Source organism: Streptomyces sp. B3I8, assembly GCF_030816915.1.
Lineage (GTDB): Bacteria > Actinomycetota > Actinomycetes > Streptomycetales > Streptomycetaceae > Streptomyces.
In genome coordinates, this window is record NZ_JAUSYN010000002.1 from 1,468,432 (window position 1) to 1,486,162 (window position 17,731).

The 17,731-nt window shown below is 71.8% G+C and carries 16 protein-coding genes; 9 read left to right on the forward strand and 7 right to left on the reverse strand.

Going from position 1 to position 17,731, the window contains the following annotated elements; genetic code table 11:
• Positions 1-270: 270 nt before the first annotated feature.
• From QFZ64_RS08825 to QFZ64_RS08855, 7 genes are all read left to right on the forward strand, one after another.
• Complete coding sequence (locus QFZ64_RS08825) at positions 271-1,080, forward strand: NAD(P)-dependent oxidoreductase (RefSeq protein ID WP_307064090.1); 810 nt, start codon at positions 271-273, stop codon at positions 1,078-1,080.
• A gap of 378 nt (positions 1,081-1,458) precedes the next feature.
• A complete protein-coding gene (locus QFZ64_RS08830; protein WP_307064092.1) occupies positions 1,459-2,229 on the forward strand; it encodes a DeoR/GlpR family DNA-binding transcription regulator in 771 nt (256 codons plus the stop codon).
• A gap of 122 nt (positions 2,230-2,351) precedes the next feature.
• Positions 2,352-3,722 carry a sugar ABC transporter substrate-binding protein gene (locus QFZ64_RS08835; RefSeq protein ID WP_307064093.1) on the forward strand — a complete coding sequence of 457 codons (1,371 nt, stop codon included), beginning with the start codon at positions 2,352-2,354 and terminating at the stop codon, positions 3,720-3,722.
• Positions 3,719-4,657 carry a carbohydrate ABC transporter permease gene (locus QFZ64_RS08840; RefSeq protein WP_307064095.1) on the forward strand — a complete coding sequence of 313 codons (939 nt, stop codon included), beginning with the start codon at positions 3,719-3,721 and terminating at the stop codon, positions 4,655-4,657. The genes QFZ64_RS08835 and QFZ64_RS08840 overlap by 4 nt, the downstream gene beginning before the upstream one ends.
• Entirely contained in the window at positions 4,654-5,544 is an 891-nt protein-coding gene (locus tag QFZ64_RS08845) for a carbohydrate ABC transporter permease (RefSeq protein WP_307064097.1), read from the forward strand. The genes QFZ64_RS08840 and QFZ64_RS08845 overlap by 4 nt, the downstream gene beginning before the upstream one ends.
• Positions 5,541-6,530 carry a zinc-dependent alcohol dehydrogenase family protein gene (locus tag QFZ64_RS08850; protein WP_307064099.1) on the forward strand — a complete coding sequence of 330 codons (990 nt, stop codon included), beginning with the start codon at positions 5,541-5,543 and terminating at the stop codon, positions 6,528-6,530. Before QFZ64_RS08845 ends, QFZ64_RS08850 begins: the two co-directional genes overlap by 4 nt.
• 340 nt (positions 6,531-6,870) lie before the next feature.
• On the forward strand, positions 6,871-8,067 hold the full coding sequence (locus tag QFZ64_RS08855; RefSeq protein WP_307071620.1) for a TerD family protein: 1,197 nt from the start codon (positions 6,871-6,873) through the stop codon (positions 8,065-8,067).
• Between the two features lie 68 nt (positions 8,068-8,135).
• Here QFZ64_RS08855 and QFZ64_RS08860 read toward each other — a convergent pair whose 3' ends face one another.
• On the reverse strand, positions 8,136-9,569 hold the full coding sequence (locus QFZ64_RS08860; RefSeq protein WP_307064101.1) for an alkaline phosphatase PhoX: 1,434 nt from the start codon (positions 9,567-9,569) through the stop codon (positions 8,136-8,138).
• 304 nt (positions 9,570-9,873) lie between these two features.
• Complete coding sequence (locus QFZ64_RS08865; protein ID WP_307064103.1) at positions 9,874-11,400, reverse strand: hypothetical protein; 1,527 nt, start codon at positions 11,398-11,400, stop codon at positions 9,874-9,876.
• A gap of 340 nt (positions 11,401-11,740) precedes the next feature.
• Here QFZ64_RS08865 and QFZ64_RS08870 point away from each other — a divergent pair, with 340 nt between their 5' ends.
• Positions 11,741-13,567, forward strand: a complete 1,827-nt coding sequence (locus tag QFZ64_RS08870; protein WP_307064105.1) for an endonuclease/exonuclease/phosphatase family protein — start codon at positions 11,741-11,743, stop codon at positions 13,565-13,567.
• A 115-nt stretch (positions 13,568-13,682) separates the two neighbouring features.
• Here QFZ64_RS08870 and QFZ64_RS08875 read toward each other — a convergent pair whose 3' ends face one another.
• Positions 13,683-14,000, reverse strand: coding sequence for a DUF3618 domain-containing protein (locus QFZ64_RS08875; protein WP_307071621.1), 318 nt, complete (start codon positions 13,998-14,000; stop codon positions 13,683-13,685).
• Between the two features lie 41 nt (positions 14,001-14,041).
• A complete protein-coding gene (locus tag QFZ64_RS08880; protein WP_307064107.1) occupies positions 14,042-14,479 on the reverse strand; it encodes a phage holin family protein in 438 nt (145 codons plus the stop codon).
• Positions 14,480-14,642: 163 nt separating this feature from the next.
• Here QFZ64_RS08880 and dapA point away from each other — a divergent pair, with 163 nt between their 5' ends.
• Positions 14,643-15,608: a 4-hydroxy-tetrahydrodipicolinate synthase gene (gene dapA, locus QFZ64_RS08885; protein WP_307064109.1), complete on the forward strand. Its 966-nt coding sequence runs from the start codon at positions 14,643-14,645 to the stop codon at positions 15,606-15,608.
• Between the two features lie 52 nt (positions 15,609-15,660).
• Here dapA and dapD read toward each other — a convergent pair whose 3' ends face one another.
• From dapD to sufU, 3 genes are all read right to left on the reverse strand, one after another.
• Positions 15,661-16,650, reverse strand: a complete 990-nt coding sequence (gene dapD, locus QFZ64_RS08890) for a 2,3,4,5-tetrahydropyridine-2,6-dicarboxylate N-succinyltransferase (protein WP_307064111.1) — start codon at positions 16,648-16,650, stop codon at positions 15,661-15,663.
• Positions 16,651-16,927: 277 nt separating this feature from the next.
• Positions 16,928-17,260, reverse strand: coding sequence for a metal-sulfur cluster assembly factor (locus tag QFZ64_RS08895; protein WP_307064113.1), 333 nt, complete (start codon positions 17,258-17,260; stop codon positions 16,928-16,930).
• Entirely contained in the window at positions 17,257-17,730 is a 474-nt protein-coding gene (gene sufU, locus QFZ64_RS08900; protein WP_307064115.1) for a Fe-S cluster assembly sulfur transfer protein SufU, read from the reverse strand. Before sufU ends, QFZ64_RS08895 begins: the two co-directional genes overlap by 4 nt.
• Between the last annotated feature and the right edge of the window lies 1 nt (position 17,731).

Genomic DNA, 17,731 nt, shown 5'->3' on the forward strand with positions numbered 1-17,731 from the left:
GCCCTCCAGCGGCGCACACCCGTACGCCTTCCATGTCTCTGATTGAAGTACATATGCATGAACGGCCTCACGCTAGGCCCCTGCTCAGGGGTGGTCAAGTGGGGGTGGATCCTGCTGCGCCGACAGCCGGCGTCGGCCGGGGTGGTCAGCGCGGCGGGCGACCCTTGACGGGGGAGATCGTCCCTTCGTAGCGTGTCCACGCATGTGAATAATGCGCACGTCCTCCGACGCGTCCGCATGCGCGACCCGGCCAGCCCAAGGAGACCGAGGATGCCCGCTCCCCGCACCGTTCTGCTCACCGGCGCCGCCGGCGGGCTCGGCACACTGATGCGGGAGTTGCTGCCCGGTCACGGCTACGCGCTGAGGCTGTTCGACGTCCGCCCGATCGAGGGCGAACCGGACGCGATCGTCGCCGATCTCGCCGACCGGGAGGCCGTGCGGGAAGCGGTGCGCGGTGTCGACGCCGTGCTGCACCTCGCGGGAATCTCCGTGGAGTCCACCTTCGAGAAGATCCTGGCGGCCAACATCGAGGGCACGTACCACCTGTACGAGGCGGTGCGGGAGGAGGGCGTGGGGCGCGTCGTGTTCGCCTCCTCCAATCACGCGGTCGGGTACACGCCGGCGCCGAGGGACGGGGAGCCGCTGGTCCCGGTGGGCACGCCGCGTCGCCCCGACACCTTCTACGGACTGTCCAAGGCCTTCGGCGAGGACCTCGCGCAGCTCTACTGGGACAAACACGGGGTGGAGACCGTCTCCGTGCGCATCGGCTCCTGCTTCCGGGAGCCGTCGGACGTGCGCATGCTGTCCCTCTGGCTGAGCCCCGAGGACGGCGCGCGCCTCTTCCACGCGGCGCTGACGGCCGAGGGCGTGGGGCACACGGTGGTCTACGGCTCCTCGGCCAACACGCGCCTGTGGTGGGACCTGGGCAGCGCGCGGGCGCTGGGCTACGCACCGCGCGACGACTCCGAGAGGTTCGCCCCGGCGCTGCTGGCCGAGCACGGCGAGCTCTCCCCCGACAACCCCGCCCACACCCACGTCGGCGGCCGCTTCCTGACCGACCCCCCGCTCTGGGCCCACTGAGCCGCGCCCGCAGGCGGCCCCGCCCTCCCCGGGTGTTGCCGCCTGCCCCGGGCGCGCCGCCACGCCGACGCGCCCCTGAGTGCTCCGTACGCGCCCCCTCACCACCCCCTCGGGCGCGAAACGGACTCCCTGCCCCCGCGAACCGGGCACACCCGCTGCCCGTTCCCACTTCTCCCGCCCCCGCCCCGCAGGTCGTCGCCGACCACCCGGCCCCCGAAGCGGGCACAAACGGACCCACTCGGACCGGCAACAGACCTGGTCAGCACCGCGCCCCCGCTGTAGAACTCTCCCCAAGGCCCCGCAGGGCCCGAACGGGCACAGGAGTGCCACAGCGGAACCGAGCCACCCGGCACCGGTGAAAGGGCAGGTTGACCAGCTATGACGACACGATCGGCCGAGGAGCGGCAGCGCGAGATCGTGACGGTCGCCCGCCGCACCGGCTCCGTGGACGTCGCCGCCCTCGCCACCCGGCTGGGCGTCGCCAAGGAGACCGTCCGCCGCGACCTGCGCGCGCTGGAGGACCACGGTCTGGTCCGCCGCACCCACGGCGGCGCCTACCCCGTGGAGAGCGCCGGCTTCGAGACGACGCTCGCCTTCCGTGCCACCAGCCACGTCCCCGAGAAGCGCCGGATCGCTTCGGCCGCCGCGGAACTGCTCGGCGACGCGGAGACCGTCTTCGTCGACGAGGGGTTCACCCCGCAGCTCATCGCCGAGGCGCTGCCCCGCGACCGCCCGCTCACCGTGGTCACCGCCTCCCTGGCTACGGCCGGCGTCCTGGCCGACGCGGGGAACATCAGCGTCCTGCTCCTCGGCGGCCGGGTGCGTCCCGGCACGCTCGCCACCGTGGACCACTGGACGACGAAGATGCTGGCCGGATTCGTCATCGACCTGGCCTACATCGGTGCCAACGGCATCTCCCGCGAGTACGGACTCACCACCCCCGATCCGGCTGTCAGCGAGGTCAAGACCCAGGCGATCCGCGCCTCCCGGCGCACGGTGTTCACCGGCGTGCACACCAAGTTCGGCGCGGTGAGCTTCTGCCGCTTCGCGGAGGTCGGCGCGCTGGAGGCGATCGTCACGAGCACCCTGCTGCCGGCCTCCGAGGCCCACCGGTATTCCCTGCTGGGCCCGCAGGTCATCCGCGTCTGAGCCCACTCCCCGTACGTCCCCGTCCACGTCCGCCTCGAGCACCAGACAACCCCTGTACGCCCCAAATGCGACCTATGCCCCTACGCACCCCTTCCCTCATCCCCCTCCTCCAGGAGCGATCCATGCGCACCCAGAGCCGACGGAGGCCGCGAGTCACGCTCGCCATGGCCGCCGCGGGAACGCTGCTCGCACCGCTGCTCTCCGGCTGCTGGGTCGGAGCGGGCGGATCCGGTTCCGGCGGTGACTCCGTCAACGTCCTGATGGTCAACAACCCCCAGATGGTGGAGTTGCAGAAGCTGACCGCCGCCCACTTCACCAAGGAGACCGGCATCAAGGTGAACTTCACCGTGCTGCCGGAGAACGACGTCCGCGACAAGATCAGCCAGGACTTCGCCAACCAGGCCGGCCAGTACGACGTGGCGACCCTCTCCAACTACGAGATACCGATCTACGCCCGCAACGGCTGGCTGCACGAGATGAACTCGTACGTGGCCAAGGACCCGTCGTACGACGAGAAGGACGTCCTCAAGCCGATGCGCCAGTCGCTCACCGGCGACGACGGCAAGCTCTACGGCCAGCCCTTCTACGGCGAGTCGTCGTTCCTCATGTACCGCAAGGACGTGTTCGCGGCGAAGGGCCTGAAGATGCCCGCGCACCCCACCTGGGACCAGGTGGCGGACCTCGCCGCGAAGGCGGACGGCGCGAGGTCCGGGATGAAGGGCATCTGCCTGCGCGGACTGCCCGGCTGGGGCGAGATCATGGCGCCGCTGACGACGGTGGTGAACACCTTCGGCGGCACCTGGTTCGACAAGGACTGGAAGGCCCGGCTCACCGACCCCGCCTTCGAGAAGGCGACAAAGTTCTACGTCGACCTCGTACGCGCCCACGGCGAGTCCGGCGCCCCGCAGTCCGGCTTCGCCGAGTGCCTGAACAACCTCACCCAGGGCAAGGTCGCCATGTGGTACGACGCCACCTCCGCGGCCGGTTCCCTGGAGGCGGACAAGTCCCCGGTCAAGGGCAAGATCGGCTACGCGCCGGCGCCGGTCGAGAAGACCGGGTCCTCGGGCTGGCTCTACACCTGGGCCTGGGGCATGCAGAAGGCCTCCCGCAACACCGACAAGGCGTGGAAGTTCGTCTCGTGGGCCTCCAGCAAGGAGTACGAGCAGCTCGTCGGTGACACCAGCGGCTGGTCCAACGTGCCGGCCGGCAAGCGCGCGTCGACGTACGAGAACCCCGACTACCGCGCGGAGGCGGGCGCCTTCCAGGAAATGACCCGCGAGGCCATCGAGAACGCCCGCCCCAATGACCCCGGCGTCCAGCCGCGGCCCGCGCCCGGCATCCAGTTCGTCGGCATTCCCGAGTTCACCGATCTCGGCACCAAGGTCTCGCAGGAGATCAGCGCGGCCATCGCCGGACGCCAGTCCGTCGAGTCGGCCCTGAAGAAGTCCCAGAAGCTCGCCGAGCAGATCTCCGAGGAGTACGAGGGACGATGACCGCCACCACCGCGGCCCCCGTGGCCGCCTCCCCCGCGCACAACGTGAAACAGCCCTCCGCGCGGCTGCGCGCCTGGGCCACCCGGGCACCGCTGCTGCCCGCCCTGATCTTCATGATCGCCGTGACCCAGCTCCCGTTCGTGGCCACGCTGGTGATCTCCTTCTTCGACTGGAACGCGCTCTACCCCAAGGCCCGCAAGTTCACCGGCGTCGACAACTACCAGCAGGTCCTCACCGACGCCGACCTGCGGCACTCGGTGTGGACGACGATCCTGCTGACCGTCGCCGTCGTCCTGGTCAGCCTGGTCCTCGGCCTCGCGCTCGCCCTGCTGCTGGACCGGAAGTTCCCCGGCCGGGGCGTGGTGCGCACGCTGCTGATCGCCCCCTTCCTGGTGGTCCCCGTCGCGGCGGCGCTGCTGTGGAAGCACGTGCTCTACAACCCCGAGTACGGCCTGCTCAACGGGCTGCTGCACTACGTGGGCGGTCCGCAGCCGGACTGGATCTCCAACACGCCGCTGCTCGCCGTCGAGGCCTCGCTGGTGTGGCAGTGGACGCCCTTCATGATGCTGATCCTGCTGGCCGGCCTGCAGAGCCGCGACCACCAGCAGATCGAGGCGGCCAAGGTGGACGGCGCGAGCGGCTGGCAGATCTTCGTCCATCTGACACTGCCGCACCTGCGCCGCTACCTCGAACTGGGCGCCCTGCTCGGCTCGATCTACATCGTGCAGAACTTCGACGCGGTCTTCACCATCACGTCCGGCGGCCTGGGCACCGCCAACCTGCCGTACACCGTCTACCAGAGCTTCTACCAGGCGCACGAGAACGGCCTCGCCTCGGCGGCCGGCGTCCTGGTGGTCATCGGCTCCCTGATCATCGCCACCTTCGCGCTGCGCGTGGTGTCGTCCCTGTTCCGCGAGGAGGTGTCCCGCGCATGAGCGCCACCGCAAGTCGCGTACGACCGTCCCGGACCGCCGGCGAGACCGGCGGCGCCAAGCGCCCCGGACGGACCCGGGGGGCCGGCCTGGGTCTGCTGGCCTGGGTGCTGGGAGTGCTGTTCTTCCTGCCCATCGCCTGGATGGCGCTGACCTCCTTCCACTCGGAGGCCGACGCCGCGACCAACCCGCCGTCCTTCGCGGCCGCGCTCACCCTCGACGGCTACCGGGACTTCTTCGGCGTCGGCGGCGGGGCCAGCCCCTGGCCCGCGCTGATCAACTCGGCGGTGGCGTCGATCGCGTCGACGCTCCTCGTCCTGATCCTGTCCTTCCCGGCGGCCTACGCGCTCTCCATCAACCGGGTACGCAAGTGGACCGACGTGCTGTTCTTCTTCCTGTCGACGAAGATGCTGCCGGCGGTGGCGGGTCTGCTGCCGATCTACCTCTTCGCCAAGAACGTCGGCATGCTCGACAACATCTGGCTGCTCGTCATCCTCTACACCTCCATGAACCTGCCGATCGCGGTGTGGATGATGCAGTCCTTCCTCGCCGAGGTGCCGGTCGCGGTGATCGAGGCGGCCCGGGTGGACGGGGCGCGGCTGCCGACAGTCCTCACCCGCGTGGTGGCCCCGATCGCGCTGCCGGGCATCGCCGCCACCTCCCTGATCTGCTTCATCTTCAGCTGGAACGAACTGCTGTTTGCGCGGGTGCTGACGGGTGTGGCCGCCGAGACCGCGCCCGTCTTCCTGACCGGCTTCATCACCAGCCAGGGCCTGTTCCTGGCCAAGGTGTGCGCCGCGTCGCTCGTCGTCTCCCTGCCGGTGCTCGCCGCGGGGTTCGCCGCCCAGGACAAGCTGGTCCAGGGCCTGTCGTTGGGAGCAGTGAAATGAAGGCCGCCGTCATCGAGTCCGTGGGCCGCGCCGTCGTCACCGAGGTGCCGGATCCGACGCCGGGCCCGCGCGAGGTCGTCGTCGAGGTGGCCGCGTGCGGACTGTGCGGCACCGATCTGCACATCCTCCAGGGCGAGTTCGCGCCGAAGCTGCCGATCGTGCCCGGGCACGAGTTCGCGGGCGAGGTGGTCGGGGTCGGCGCCCAGGTCACCGAGGTCTCGGTCGGCGACCGGGTGGCGGTGGACCCCTCCCTCTACTGCTACGAGTGCCACTACTGCCGCAGCGGGCACAACAACATGTGCGAGCGGTGGGCCGCGATCGGTGTGACGACGGCGGGCGGCGCCGCGCAGTACGCGGTGGCGCCGGTGGCGAACTGCGTCAAGCTCCCCGAGCACGTCCGCACGCAGGACGCGGCGCTCATCGAGCCGCTCTCCTGCGCGGTGCGCGGCTACGACGTCCTGAAGTCGCAGCTCGGCGCACACGTCCTGATCTACGGGTCCGGGACGATGGGCCTGATGATGCTGGAGCTGGCCAAGCGGACGGGGGCGGCGAGCGTGGACATCGTCGACATCAACCCGGCGCGGCTGGAGACGGCGCGGCGGCTGGGGGTGTCGGGGACGGCCGGCAACGCGGACGAGCTGGACCGGCCGCGGGGCTGGGAGCTGGTGGTCGACGCGACGGGGAACGCGGCGGCGATCCAGGACGGGCTGGGGAGGGTCGCGAAGGCGGGGACGTTCCTCCAGTTCGGGGTCGCGGACTACGCCACGCGGGTGGAGATCGATCCGTACCGGATCTACAACCAGGAGATCACCATCACCGGCTCGATGGCGGTGCTGCACAGTTACGAGCGGGCGGCGGAGCTGTTCGCCGGCGGCGTGCTGAACCCGGAGATCTTCATCAGCGACCGGCTCCCGCTGACGGACTACCCGAAGGCACTGGAACAGTTCGCGGCAGGCGTCGGCCGGAAGATCGTGGTGGTCCCGTAGCTTTCCCTCGCCCCGCCGCCCCGCCCGTCCCGTCCCTGGCCCGGGGCTCCGCCCCCGGGCCGGGCCCGCGGGAGAACTCGGGTGGGCGGGGTCGAGTGGGCGGGTGCCGGTCCGTCGTGGCCGACCGCGCCCACGCGGCGCAGCCGCATATCGACACGGCCCCGCGCCCCTGGAAGACGGGGCGGTAACCCTGTGCGGTCACCGCCCTGCGGGCGCGAGCAGTCCCCGCGCCCGTCAGGGGCGCGGGGAACTGCGCGAGAAGCCCCACCCCCGCACCCACCCCCACCTCGGGTAAGGGAACGGTAAAGCCACCCCGCTCGTTACACCCCACATGACAGCTATGACCCCCGGCTCGAACATCCCTCTCACCGTCACCCACGTGACGGTGGATGTCGCGGCCCCCGTACGACTCGACGTATCGGGCCTGCTGCTCACCCCCGACGGCAAGGTCCGCACCGACGACGACTTCATCTTCTACAACCAGCCCACCGGCCCCGGCGTGACCTACCGCTCCGGCGGCGGTACCGCCCCCGACGCCATCGCCGTCGACACCACCGCCGTCCCCCCGGGCATCGAGAAGATCGTCGTCACCGCCAGCCCCGACGCAGCCGGCCAGACCTTCCAGGGCATCGAACCCACCGCCACCCTCCGCAACGCGGCCGACGGCTCCGTCCTCGCCACGTTCACACCCCCGCGGCTCGGCGCCGAGACGGCCCTGGTGGTCATGGAGATCTACCTGCGCAACGGCGCCTGGAAGGCCCGCGCCGTCGGCCAGGGCTACGCCAATGGGCTGGCCGGCATCGCCACGGACTTCGGCGTCTCGGTGGAGGAACCGGCACCGGCCGCACAGCCCCGGCCGGTCACCCCGCCGCAGCCGACGGCCCCGCCGCAGCCGATGGCTCCGCCCACCGCACCCCCGCAGGCCGCCCCCGCCGCACAATCCCCCGCCCCCGGTTCCGGCAAGGTCAACCTGGACAAGGGCCGGGTCAGCCTGCAGAAGAACCAGACGGTGTCCCTCGTCAAGGGCGGCCGCCCACTGCTCTCCCAGGTCAAGATGGGCCTCGGCTGGGAGCCGGCCTACCGCGGCAAGGACATCGACCTGGACGCCTCGGTCATCGCCTACGGCCCCCAGCGCAACCACATCGACAGCTGCTACTTCGGCAAGCTGTCGATCCTGAACGGCGCCGTCAAGCACTCCGGCGACAACCTCACCGGCGAGGGCGGCGGTGACGACGAGGTGATCGTGGTCGACCTCGGCCGCATCCCGCAGGAGGTCTCGGGCCTGGTCTTCACCGTCAACTCCTTCTCGGGCCAGAAGTTCACGGAGGTCGCCAAAGCGTACTGCCGCCTCCTGGACGCCGCGACGGGCGAGGAGCTGGTCCGCTTCGACCTCACCAACGCCGAGGCGCAGACCGGCGTGATGATGGCCAAGCTGGTCCGGCAGTTCTCCGGCGAGTGGGACATGACGGCGATGGGCGACTTCGCCAAGTCCCGCACCGTCCGCGGCATGGTGAAGCCGGCCGCGCAGTCGCTGTAACGCGGGCCGCACCGGGCGCCGGGCCCGCCCCGAGGGGCGCGCCCGGCCCGCCGGTCCGGGTCCGGGGGTTACCGCCGCTGCCGCTTCCAGGGACCGGTGATGGCGAGCATGATGCCCGGGGTCTGGATGTTGGCGTAGAGGGTGTGGCCGTCGGGCGAGAAGGTGACGCCGGTGAACTCGCTGTACTCCGGCTCCTCCTCCGTACCGATGTTGAGCTCGTTGCGGGCGATGGGGTACGTGCGCCCGCTGTCCGTCGCCCCGAACAGGTGCTGCACGCCCTCGCCGTCCTCGGCGATGACGAGGCCGCCGTACGGGGAGACGGTGATGTTGTCGGGGCCGTCGAAGGCGCCGTCGGCGGCGGGGTCGGGGTTGACACCGATGAGCACCTTCAGGGTGAGGGTGCGGCGCCGGGGGTCGTAGAACCAGACCTGGCCGTCGTGCTGGACGGGGCTCTCCGCGCGCGCGAAGGAGGAGACGACGTAGGCGCCGCCGTCCGCCCACCACATGCCCTCCAGCTTGCGGGCGCGGGTGACCTGGCCGTCGGTGAACTGCTTGCGGACGGAGGTGGACGTGGCGTCGCGGTCGGGGACGTCGACCCAGTCGACGCCGTACACCGTGCCGGTGCGCTTGGCGCGGGAGAGGTCGTCGACGAACCGGCCGCCGGAGTCGAAGCACTTGAAGGCCTGGAGCACGCCGGCGTCGTCGCCGAGGGTGCGCAGCCGGCCGCGGCCGTGGCGGAAGCCGTGGGGCGGGGTCCAGCGGTAGAACAGGCCGTTGGGACCGGAGGCGTCCTCGGTGAGGTACAGGTGGCCGCGCTTGGGGTCGACGACGACGGCCTCGTGCGCGTACCGGCCCAGCGCCTTGATCGGCTTCGGGTCCCGGTTGGCCCGGCGGTCGGCGGGGTCGACCTCGAAGACGTAGCCGTGGTCCTTGGTCATGCCGTTCTGGCCGGCCTTGTCCTCGGTCTCCTCGCAGGTGAGCCAGGTGTCCCAGGGGGTGTTGCCGCCGGCGCAGTTGGTGGAGGTGCCGGCGATGCCGACCCATTCGGCGACGTGGTCGTGGCGCACCTCGACGACGGTGCAGCCGCCGGACGCGGCCGGGTCGTACACCAGGCCCTCGGTGAGCGGCACGGGGTGCTCCCAGTCGGCGCGCGGGCCCTTCAGCTCGTGGTTGTTGACGAGGAGGGTGGCGCCGCGGGGGCCGTCGAAGGTGGACGTGCCGTCGTGGTTGGAGGGCGTGTACTCGCCCGACTCCAGCTTGGTGCGGCCGCTGTAGGTGATGACGCGGTAGGAGAACCCGGCGGGCAGCGCCAGAACGCCCTGGGGATCGGCGATCAGCGGACCGTAGCCGACGCCTCCGTGGTGGTGGTCGTCCGGGCTGTGGTGGTCGGTCGAGGCGAGCGCCTGCGGAGCGGTGGCGAGAGCGCCGACACTGCCGGCCAGGACGACTCCGGCCCCGGTGAGCGCGGTTCGTCCGGCGAAGTCCCTACGGGTGAGCGACATGCTGACTCCTGTGACGGAATGGGCGACCGTGGAGGGTGGCGTACCGCGTTTGCGGCGCCACGGTGCCGCCTCCGTGTGAACAGCAGCCCAACTCAAGATGGCACGGCCCGTCACGCTTCCGTGAACCACAAGAAGCAGGCCGCTGCGGAGGGGCGCGGGGAACCGCGCGAAACGGGCGAAGCCCCGTGCCGGGGCCCAAGGGGCGAAGCCTCTCGAAAGGACGGGAGGGCAAGGGCTGCGGGGGCGAATCCCGCGTCCCGGCACCCCCGAAGCGGCACACCCCCGAACCGGCGGTGCCTCCCGCTCACTCCCCCCGCTGCGACCGCGCCTTGAACGCCGCCTTCCGCGCTTCCTTCGCCACCCTCTTGTCCGGGTGCAGCCGCCCCATCGCCTCCAGCACCTCGGCCGTCGCCGGATGCTCCACCCGCCACGCCGCCTCGAAGAACCCGCTGTGCCCCGCCGCCAGCCCCTCCACCAGCTCGCGCAGCTCCGACGAGTTCCCCTCGGCCGCGAGCTGCGCCGCCACCGTGTCGATGGTCAGCCAGAACACCATCGACTCCGGCGGCGCGGGCACGTCCGCCGCCCCCCGCTCCGCGAGCCACACCCGCGCCAGTCCGCCGAGCTCCGCGTCGTCCAGCACCTCGCGCAACGCGGGCTCCGCCGCCTGGCCCACCAGCGACAGCGCCTGCTGGCAGTGCAGCCGGCGCAGCGGCCCGCCCGCGTCCGTGCCCCGGGCGGCGCTCAGCAACTCCCGTGCCGCCGCGAGCGGTTCGCGCCGGGCGAGCCACTGTCCGGTCTCGGCGAGGGCGGCATTCGGCGGGAACCCGGCGGTGCCGTCGAGGAGCGCGTCGGCGCCCTTGTCGGCGAGTTCGCCCACCACAGGGGCCTCGAACCCCGCCTCCAGCAGCCGGATGCGCAGTCCGTACAGTCCGAGCGGGGTCAGCCGCACCATGCCGTACCGGCTGACGTCGGCCTCGTCGACCTCGGCTGCCCCGCCGGCGCCGCCCGCGGTCGCTCCGGAGCTCTCGCCCTCGTCCGTCTCCGTCAGCAACTCCTCGTCGACCGGCCGGAACTCGACCAGCCCGACCGGCTCCAGCAGCCGGAACTGGTCGTCGAGCCGCATCAGCGCCTCGGAGATCTGTTCGAGCATGTCGTTGGTGGGCTCGCCCATGCCGTCGGGCACGATCATCGACGCGGCGAGCGCGGGCAGCGGCACGGGCCCCTCGCCGGGGCCGTCCTCGTCGACGGTGAACAGGTAGAGGTTGCCGAGCACCCCGTCGAGGAACGCGGCCTCGGCCTCCGGGTCCCAGTCGAACGAGGAGGGGTCGATCTCGCCGTCCTCGTCCGCCTCCTCCGACAGGGCGTCCATGTCGCCCGGATCCGGCATGCTCGCCTCTGCCAGTACGGTCTCCAGCGCGCCGAGCCACACGTCCAGTACGTCGTGCGGCGAGCCCGAGGTGAGCAGTCGCAGCGCGTCCCCCGCCTCGACGGTGCCCTGTTCCTCGTCGGTGACGGTGACGAGCCCGGTGTTGACGGCCACCTGCCAGGCCTCGTCGACGAGCCTCTCGGCGTCCTCGGCGTCCTCGGCGGCCTCGGCGGCCTCGGCGGCCCTGGCCGTCTCGTCGCCCCCGTCCCCGCCGAGCCCCAGCGCCTCGGCCGCCGCGGGCAGTTGCCCCTCGACCAGATCGCCGTCGGCGTCGACGCGGGTGTCCGGCCCGGCCCAGCGGGCCAGCCGGGCGGCGCGCGACAGCAGCGGGGTGGCGAGCGCGTCCCGCGCGAGCTCCGCTTCGGGGCGCAGCCGGACCGGCGGCAGGGGGGAGCTGTCTGACATCGGCTGGTTCTCCTCGTGCGCCTGTGAGCGGTCCCGCGTGGTGCCGTACGGCTGTGTGACGCGCGTACGGCCCGACCGCTCAGCCTAGACGGATTTCCACCCATGCCGCCCGGTTCATCTTCCGGACGAGCTGCGTACATGGCCGAAACCTTGACAACCGGCGGGATATGGCAGGAGATTGACGCGCGTAGAAACCGACGGACAGTCGTCCGTCGAGCACACGCCGTCAACCGATCGCTCGTCACCGACCGGGTCTCGCGGTCGTCCGGCCACGTCCCGGCCGGCCTGACCCGGGGGCGGCCGAGCACGTCCCAGTCCAGCGGTACCCGGAGGGATCCCCTTGCCGAGCAAGTCATCCGCGCGTCTCGCCGCGCTCACCGTCGCCGCCGTCTGCTCCACGGTCTCCGGCGTGGTCCTCACCGCGCCGGCGCACGCCGACGGTGTGCGCGTCCATGACGTCCAGGGCACCACCCGCATCTCCCCGTACGCCGGCCGGCAGGTCACCGACGTGGCCGGAATCGTCACCGGCGTGCGCGGCTACGGGTCGTCGAAGGGCTTCTGGATGCAGGACCCGGCGCCGGACGCCGATCCGGCCACCAGCGAGGGCGTGTTCGTCTTCACCAGCTCCGCGCCGAAGGTCTCGGCCGGCGACGCGGTGACCGTGACGGGCACCGTCTCGGAATACGTGCCCGGCGGCACGTCGAGCGGCAACCAGTCGGTCACCGAGATCACCAAGCCGGTGATCACCACCACCTCCACCGGCAACCCGCTCCCGGCGCCGACCACGGTCGACGCCCGCTCGGTGCCGGACGCGTACACCCCGGCGGGCGACGCCGCCGCGAAGAACTCGGTCAACGGGCTGACGCTGCGGCCCAAGACGTACGCCCTGGACTACTACGAGTCCCTGGAGGGCATGACCGTGCGGGTCGCCGACGCCCGCGTGGTGACGGGCACCGACCCGTACACCGAGCTGTGGGTCACCGTGAAGCCGCACGAGAACCCGACCCGGCGCGGCGGCACGGTGTACGGCTCCTACACCTCCCAGAACACCGGCCGGCTGCAGATCCAGTCCCTGGGCCCCACCGCCGACTTCCCGTCCGCGACCGTCGGCGACACCCTCGCCGGCACCACCGCCGGGCCGCTGGACTACAACCAGTTCGGCGGCTACACGCTGGTCGCGAGCGAGCTCGGCAGCCTGCGCAAGGGCGGCCTGCAGCAGGAGACGACACACCGGCAGAGCAGCCGCGAACTCGCGGTGGCCACCTACAACGTCGAGAACCTCGACCCGTCCGACGACACGTTCGCCGCCCACGCCGCCGCGATCGTGCACAACCTCGACTCGCCCGACATCGTGTCCCTGGAGGAGATCCAGGACAACAGCGGCGCCACGGACGACGGCACGGTCGCCGCCGACCGGACGCTCGGCAAGCTGATCGACGCGATCGTCGCGGCGGGCGGCCCGCACTACGAGTGGCGTGGCATCGCCCCGGTCGACGACCAGGACGGCGGCGAGCCCGGCGGCAACATCCGCCAGGCGTTCCTGTTCAACCCCGCGCGGGTGTCGTTCACCGACCGCGCCGGGGGGACGTCCACGACGGCCGTCGGCGTGGAGAAGGCGCGGGGCAAGGCCCGCCTGACGGCGTCCCCGGGGCGGATCGACCCGGCGAGCGCGGCGTGGGAGAACAGCCGCAAGCCGCTGGCGGGCGAGTTCGTCTTCCGCGGGAAGACGGTCTTCGTGATCGCCAACCACTTCGCCTCGAAGGGCGGCGACCAGGGCCTGACGGCCCAGTACCAGCCGCCGGTGCGCGGCTCGGAGACCCAGCGGCACGCCCAGGCGACGGAGGTGAACGCCTTCGTCAAGGACATCCTCAAGGCCCAGAAGAACGCGAGGGTGATCGCCCTAGGCGACATCAACGACTTCGAGTTCTCCGGCACGGCCCGGCTCCTGGAGGACGACGGCGCCCTGTGGTCGGCGATCAAGTCGCTGCCGAAGAGCGAGCGGTACACGTACGACTACCAGGGCAACAGTCAGGTTCTGGACCAGATCCTGCTCAGCCCGTCCCTCCGCCACCCCGGCACGTACACCTACGACAGCGTCCACATCAACGCCGAGTTCCCCACCCAGATCAGCGACCACGACCCCCAGGTGACCCGCCTCCACCTGTGACCCGGAGCGCCCCGGTTCTCCCTCAGGGGGCCTGGGGCGGAGCCCCCAGGTCACGGGTGGGAAGGGTAAGGGAGGCGGGGGGCGGGAAAAACACCCCCGCCTCCGGAGGGAACCGTCACCGCCCCCCGCGCCGCCCCCACCACACCCCTGCCGCCACAACCGCCCCGGCCCCCACTCCCGCAACAACCAACGGCACCCGCTGCCGCTCCCCCACCCGCGCCGCCGTACTCCGCAACTGCACCGTCACCGCTCCCGCCCGGTCCCGCAGATCCTCCGCCCGCGCCCGCGCCCGCCCCTTCACGTCCACCTTCCCGGCGAGCTCCTCCACCGTGTCGCCCAACTTCCCCCGCGTCTCCTCGATCTGCAGCCGCAGTTCGTCGGGTCCCTTGGCCCCCGTCGCGCTCCGTCCGGACGCCGGTACGGACCCGGCCAGTTGCCCTGCGTCCGTCTCCGCCCGGTGGTCGTTCCCTCCGCTCACCGGTGCGCCCTCCCCTTGATCTCATCGACGTCGGCCTTGACGCTGTCGAGCGTCTGCTGCGGCTTCGCCGGCGTCGCCCGCCGCAACTGCGCCCTCCCCATCAGCCCGAGCACGCCCGCCACCAGGAACAGCCCCGCCGTCACGATCAGCGCCGCGGCCCATACGGGCAGCGCCACCGCGATCGCGGCGATGGCCGTGGCAGCCAGCGCCATCAGCCCGACGTAGGCCACGGCCCCCGCGCCGCCCAGCAGCCCGCCGCCGCGCCCGGCCCGGCGTCCCTTCTCGGCGAGTTCCTCCTTGGCGAGGCTCATTTCCTGACGTACGAGCCGGGAGAGCTGTTCGGTCGCCTGGCCGACGAGTTCGCCCACCGAATGGTGGTCGGAACCCTCCGGGTAATGGACGGTGCGCACGGGCTTGGCCTCGGTCGTGGTCACGGTCCGCCTCCTCTCGTCTCGGGGAGGCCCCGAGTACCCCTGTCCGACGGCCCTACCCTCCCGGCCGCGCCCCCCGGCGACACACGACCGATTAGCGAACCTCACCCACGCCTCGTAGAAGAATTAAGTAGTGCTACGAGATCGCCCGGTGAACACTGCCGACATGACACCCACCGCACCACTCACCCCGCCCTCCGGCCCACCCGCCTCCGCGTCCCGCCCCGCCCCCTTCGGCCGCGCCCTGTGCGCCATGGTCACCCCCTTCACCGACGGAGGCGCCCTCGACCTCGACGGCGCCCGGGAGCTGGCCGCGCGCCTGGTGGACGAGGGGTGCGAGGGCCTGGTGCTGTCCGGCACCACGGGCGAGTCACCGACCACCACGGACGCGGAGAAGGCGGCACTGGTACGGGCGGTACGGGAGGTCGTCGGCGGGCGCGCGACGCTCGTGGCGGGGGTCGGCACGGCCGACACCGCGCACACCGTGAACCTGGCCCGCGCGGCGGAGAAGGCGGGCGCGGACGGCCTCCTGGTCGTCGCCCCGTACTACAGCCGCCCCCCGCAGGACGCCGTCGAGGCCCACTTGCGCGAGGTCGCCGACGCCACCGCGCTGCCCGTGATGCTGTACGACATCCCGGCCCGCACCGGCACCCGGATCGAACCGGAGACGGTGCTCCGGCTGGCCGGACACCCCCGGATCGTGGCGGTCAAGGACTGTTCCCACGACCTGCTGGGTGCCCAGAAGGTGCGGCACCGCACGGAGTTGGCGTACTACGCGGGCTGCGACGAGCAGACCCTGGCGCTGTACGCGGTGGGCGGCGCCGGCTGTGTGAGCACGGTCGCCAACGTCGTACCGCGCCGGTTCCGCGCGATCCTCGACGCCTTCGACGCCGGGGACACGGCCGGTGCGGCCCGGCTCCAGCTCGCGGTGAACGACCTGATCGAGTCGATGATGGCGGCGGGCCTCCCGGGCACGGTCACCGCGAAGGCCCTGCTGACCCGCCTCGGCCTCCCCGCCGGCCCGGTCCGTCCTCCCCTGCGCCCCGCCGGCCGGGAGACGGCCGACGGGCTGCTGACGGTGTACGAGCGGCTGGCGGGCGGGGCCGGAACCCGGCTGGCGGGCGCGGTCTGATCCCGACTGGTGGGCGCGGTCCGACCCCGCCCACCCCCACGGCTGCGGACCGTCAGTTGTGCGAGTGCAGGACGTCGTTCAGGCCGCCCCAGACCGCGTTGTTCGGGCGGGCCTCGACCGTGCCGGTCACCGAGTTGCGGCGGAAGAGGATGTTCGAGGCGCCGGAGAGCTCGCGGGCCTTGACGATCTGCCCGTCGGGCATCGTGACCCGGGTCCCCGCGGTGATGTACAGACCTGCCTCGACCACGCACTCGTCGCCGAGCGCGATCCCGACGCCCGCCTCGGCGCCGACCAGGCAGCGCTCGCCCAGGGAGATGATCACGTTGCCGCCACCGGACAGCGTGCCCATCGTGGAGGCGCCACCGCCGATGTCCGAGCCGTCGCCGACGACGACGCCGGCGGAGATACGTCCCTCGACCATCGACGTGCCGAGCGTGCCGGCGTTGAAGTTGACGAAGCCCTCGTGCATGACGGTGGTGCCCGCGGAGAGGTGGGCACCGAGGCGCACCCGGTCCGCGTCGGCGATGCGGACACCCTTGGGCACGACGTAGTCCGTCATGCGCGGGAACTTGTCGACCGAGGTCACCTGGAGGTGCAGGCCCTCGGCGCGGGCGTTGAGCCGCACCTTCTCGACGTCGTCCACGGCGACCGGGCCGAGCGAGGTCCAGGCGACGTTGGCGAGGAAGCCGAACTGGCCCTCCAGACTCAGGCCGTGCGGCTTGACCAGGCGGTGGGAGAGGAGATGCAGGCGCAGATAGACGTCGTGTGCGTCGAGCGGCTTGTCGTCCAGGGAGGCGATGACCGTGCGGACCGCGACGACCTCGACGCCGCGGCGGGCGTCCGGGCCGATCGCCTTGGCGGCGCCCTCGCCGAGCAGTTCCACCGCACGCTCGGCGGACAGCCGCTCGGTGCCGGCCGGGCCGGGGGCCTCGGTGAGCTCGGGGGCGGGGAACCAGGTGTCGAGAACGGTGCCGTCGGTGGTGAGCGTGGCGAGGCCGGTGGCGGCGGCGCCGGTGGAGCGGGGAGTCGTCGTGTCGGTCATGAGGGCAACCTAACCGGAGCGGGCGGGCGCGGGCCAACCGGCGGGGTGACGAGGCATGCGTTCTCACGTCGCGGACGTGGCCGTCACCTCGGCCGCGATGGCGCCACCGAGCAGCACGTATCCCGTCGCCGTCGCCGTTCCCATGCGGGCGACTGTACGGCGCCCGCCCCGCGCGGCGCCGGGGAACGCCGCCGGTCCCGCCGACGCGAGGGCCCCCGGCGCATTCCGCGCCGGGGGCCGTCGGGTTCGAGGGAGCGCGCTCGCGCGCGAGGTCCGCTCAGACGTTGAAGCCGAGCGCCCGCAACTGCTCGCGGCCGTCGTCCGTGATCTTGTCGGGGCCCCACGGCGGCATCCAGACCCAGTTGATGCGCAACTCGTTGACGAGGCCGTCCGTGGCGGACTTGGCCTGGTCCTCGATGACGTCGGTCAGCGGGCAGGCCGCCGAGGTGAGGGTCATGTCGATGGTAGCGATGTTCGCGTCGTCGACGTGGATGCCGTAGATGAGGCCGAGGTTGACGACGTCGATGCCCAGTTCGGGGTCGACGACGTCCATCAGGGCCTCGCGGAGCTCCTCCTCCGAGGCCGGCTTCATCTCCACGGTGTCGGTCATGCCGTTGTCCTTCCGGGTTGGGCGCCGGCGTCCTGGAGGGCCTGGGCCGTCGCGTCCTTCCACGCCATCCAGCTGAGAAGCGCGCACTTGACCCGCGCCGGGTACTTGGAGACCCCGGCGAACGCGACCGCGTCCTCCAGGACCTCCTCCATCTCGTCGTCGGGCTCGACCCTGCCCTTGGACTGCATCAGTTCCAGGAAGGTCTCCTGGATCCGCTGCGCGTCGGCGACGTCCTTGCCCACGAGCAGCTCGTTGAGCACGGAGGCCGAGGCCTGGCTGATGGAACAGCCCTGGCCCTCGTAGCTGACGTCGCTGATGGTGGTGCCGTCGTACTTCACACGCAGCGTGATCTCGTCACCGCACGTCGGGTTGACGTGGTGCACCTCGGCGTCGCCGTCCCGCAAGCCCCGGCCGTGCGGGTTCTTGTAGTGGTCGAGGATGACTTCCTGGTACATCGAGTCCAGCTTCACG

Bases quoted from the DNA above. Each gene is read 5' to 3' on its own strand.
- QFZ64_RS08835 (WP_307064093.1), top strand. From the start codon at position 2,352: ATGCGCACCCAGAGCCGACGGAGGCCGCGAGTCACGCTCGCCATGGCC.
- QFZ64_RS08830 (WP_307064092.1), top strand. From the start codon at position 1,459: ATGACGACACGATCGGCCGAGGAGCGGCAGCGCGAGATCGTGACGGTC.
- QFZ64_RS08855 (WP_307071620.1), top strand. From the start codon at position 6,871: ATGACCCCCGGCTCGAACATCCCTCTCACCGTCACCCACGTGACGGTG.
- dapA (WP_307064109.1), top strand. From the start codon at position 14,643: ATGACACCCACCGCACCACTCACCCCGCCCTCCGGCCCACCCGCCTCC.
- QFZ64_RS08865 (WP_307064103.1), bottom strand. From the start codon at position 11,400: ATGTCAGACAGCTCCCCCCTGCCGCCGGTCCGGCTGCGCCCCGAAGCG.
- QFZ64_RS08825 (WP_307064090.1), top strand. From the start codon at position 271: ATGCCCGCTCCCCGCACCGTTCTGCTCACCGGCGCCGCCGGCGGGCTC.
- QFZ64_RS08860 (WP_307064101.1), bottom strand. From the start codon at position 9,569: ATGTCGCTCACCCGTAGGGACTTCGCCGGACGAACCGCGCTCACCGGG.
- QFZ64_RS08840 (WP_307064095.1), top strand. From the start codon at position 3,719: ATGACCGCCACCACCGCGGCCCCCGTGGCCGCCTCCCCCGCGCACAAC.
- QFZ64_RS08895 (WP_307064113.1), bottom strand. From the start codon at position 17,260: ATGACCGACACCGTGGAGATGAAGCCGGCCTCGGAGGAGGAGCTCCGC.
- dapD (WP_307064111.1), bottom strand. From the start codon at position 16,650: ATGACCGACACGACGACTCCCCGCTCCACCGGCGCCGCCGCCACCGGC.
- QFZ64_RS08845 (WP_307064097.1), top strand. From the start codon at position 4,654: ATGAGCGCCACCGCAAGTCGCGTACGACCGTCCCGGACCGCCGGCGAG.
- QFZ64_RS08850 (WP_307064099.1), top strand. From the start codon at position 5,541: ATGAAGGCCGCCGTCATCGAGTCCGTGGGCCGCGCCGTCGTCACCGAG.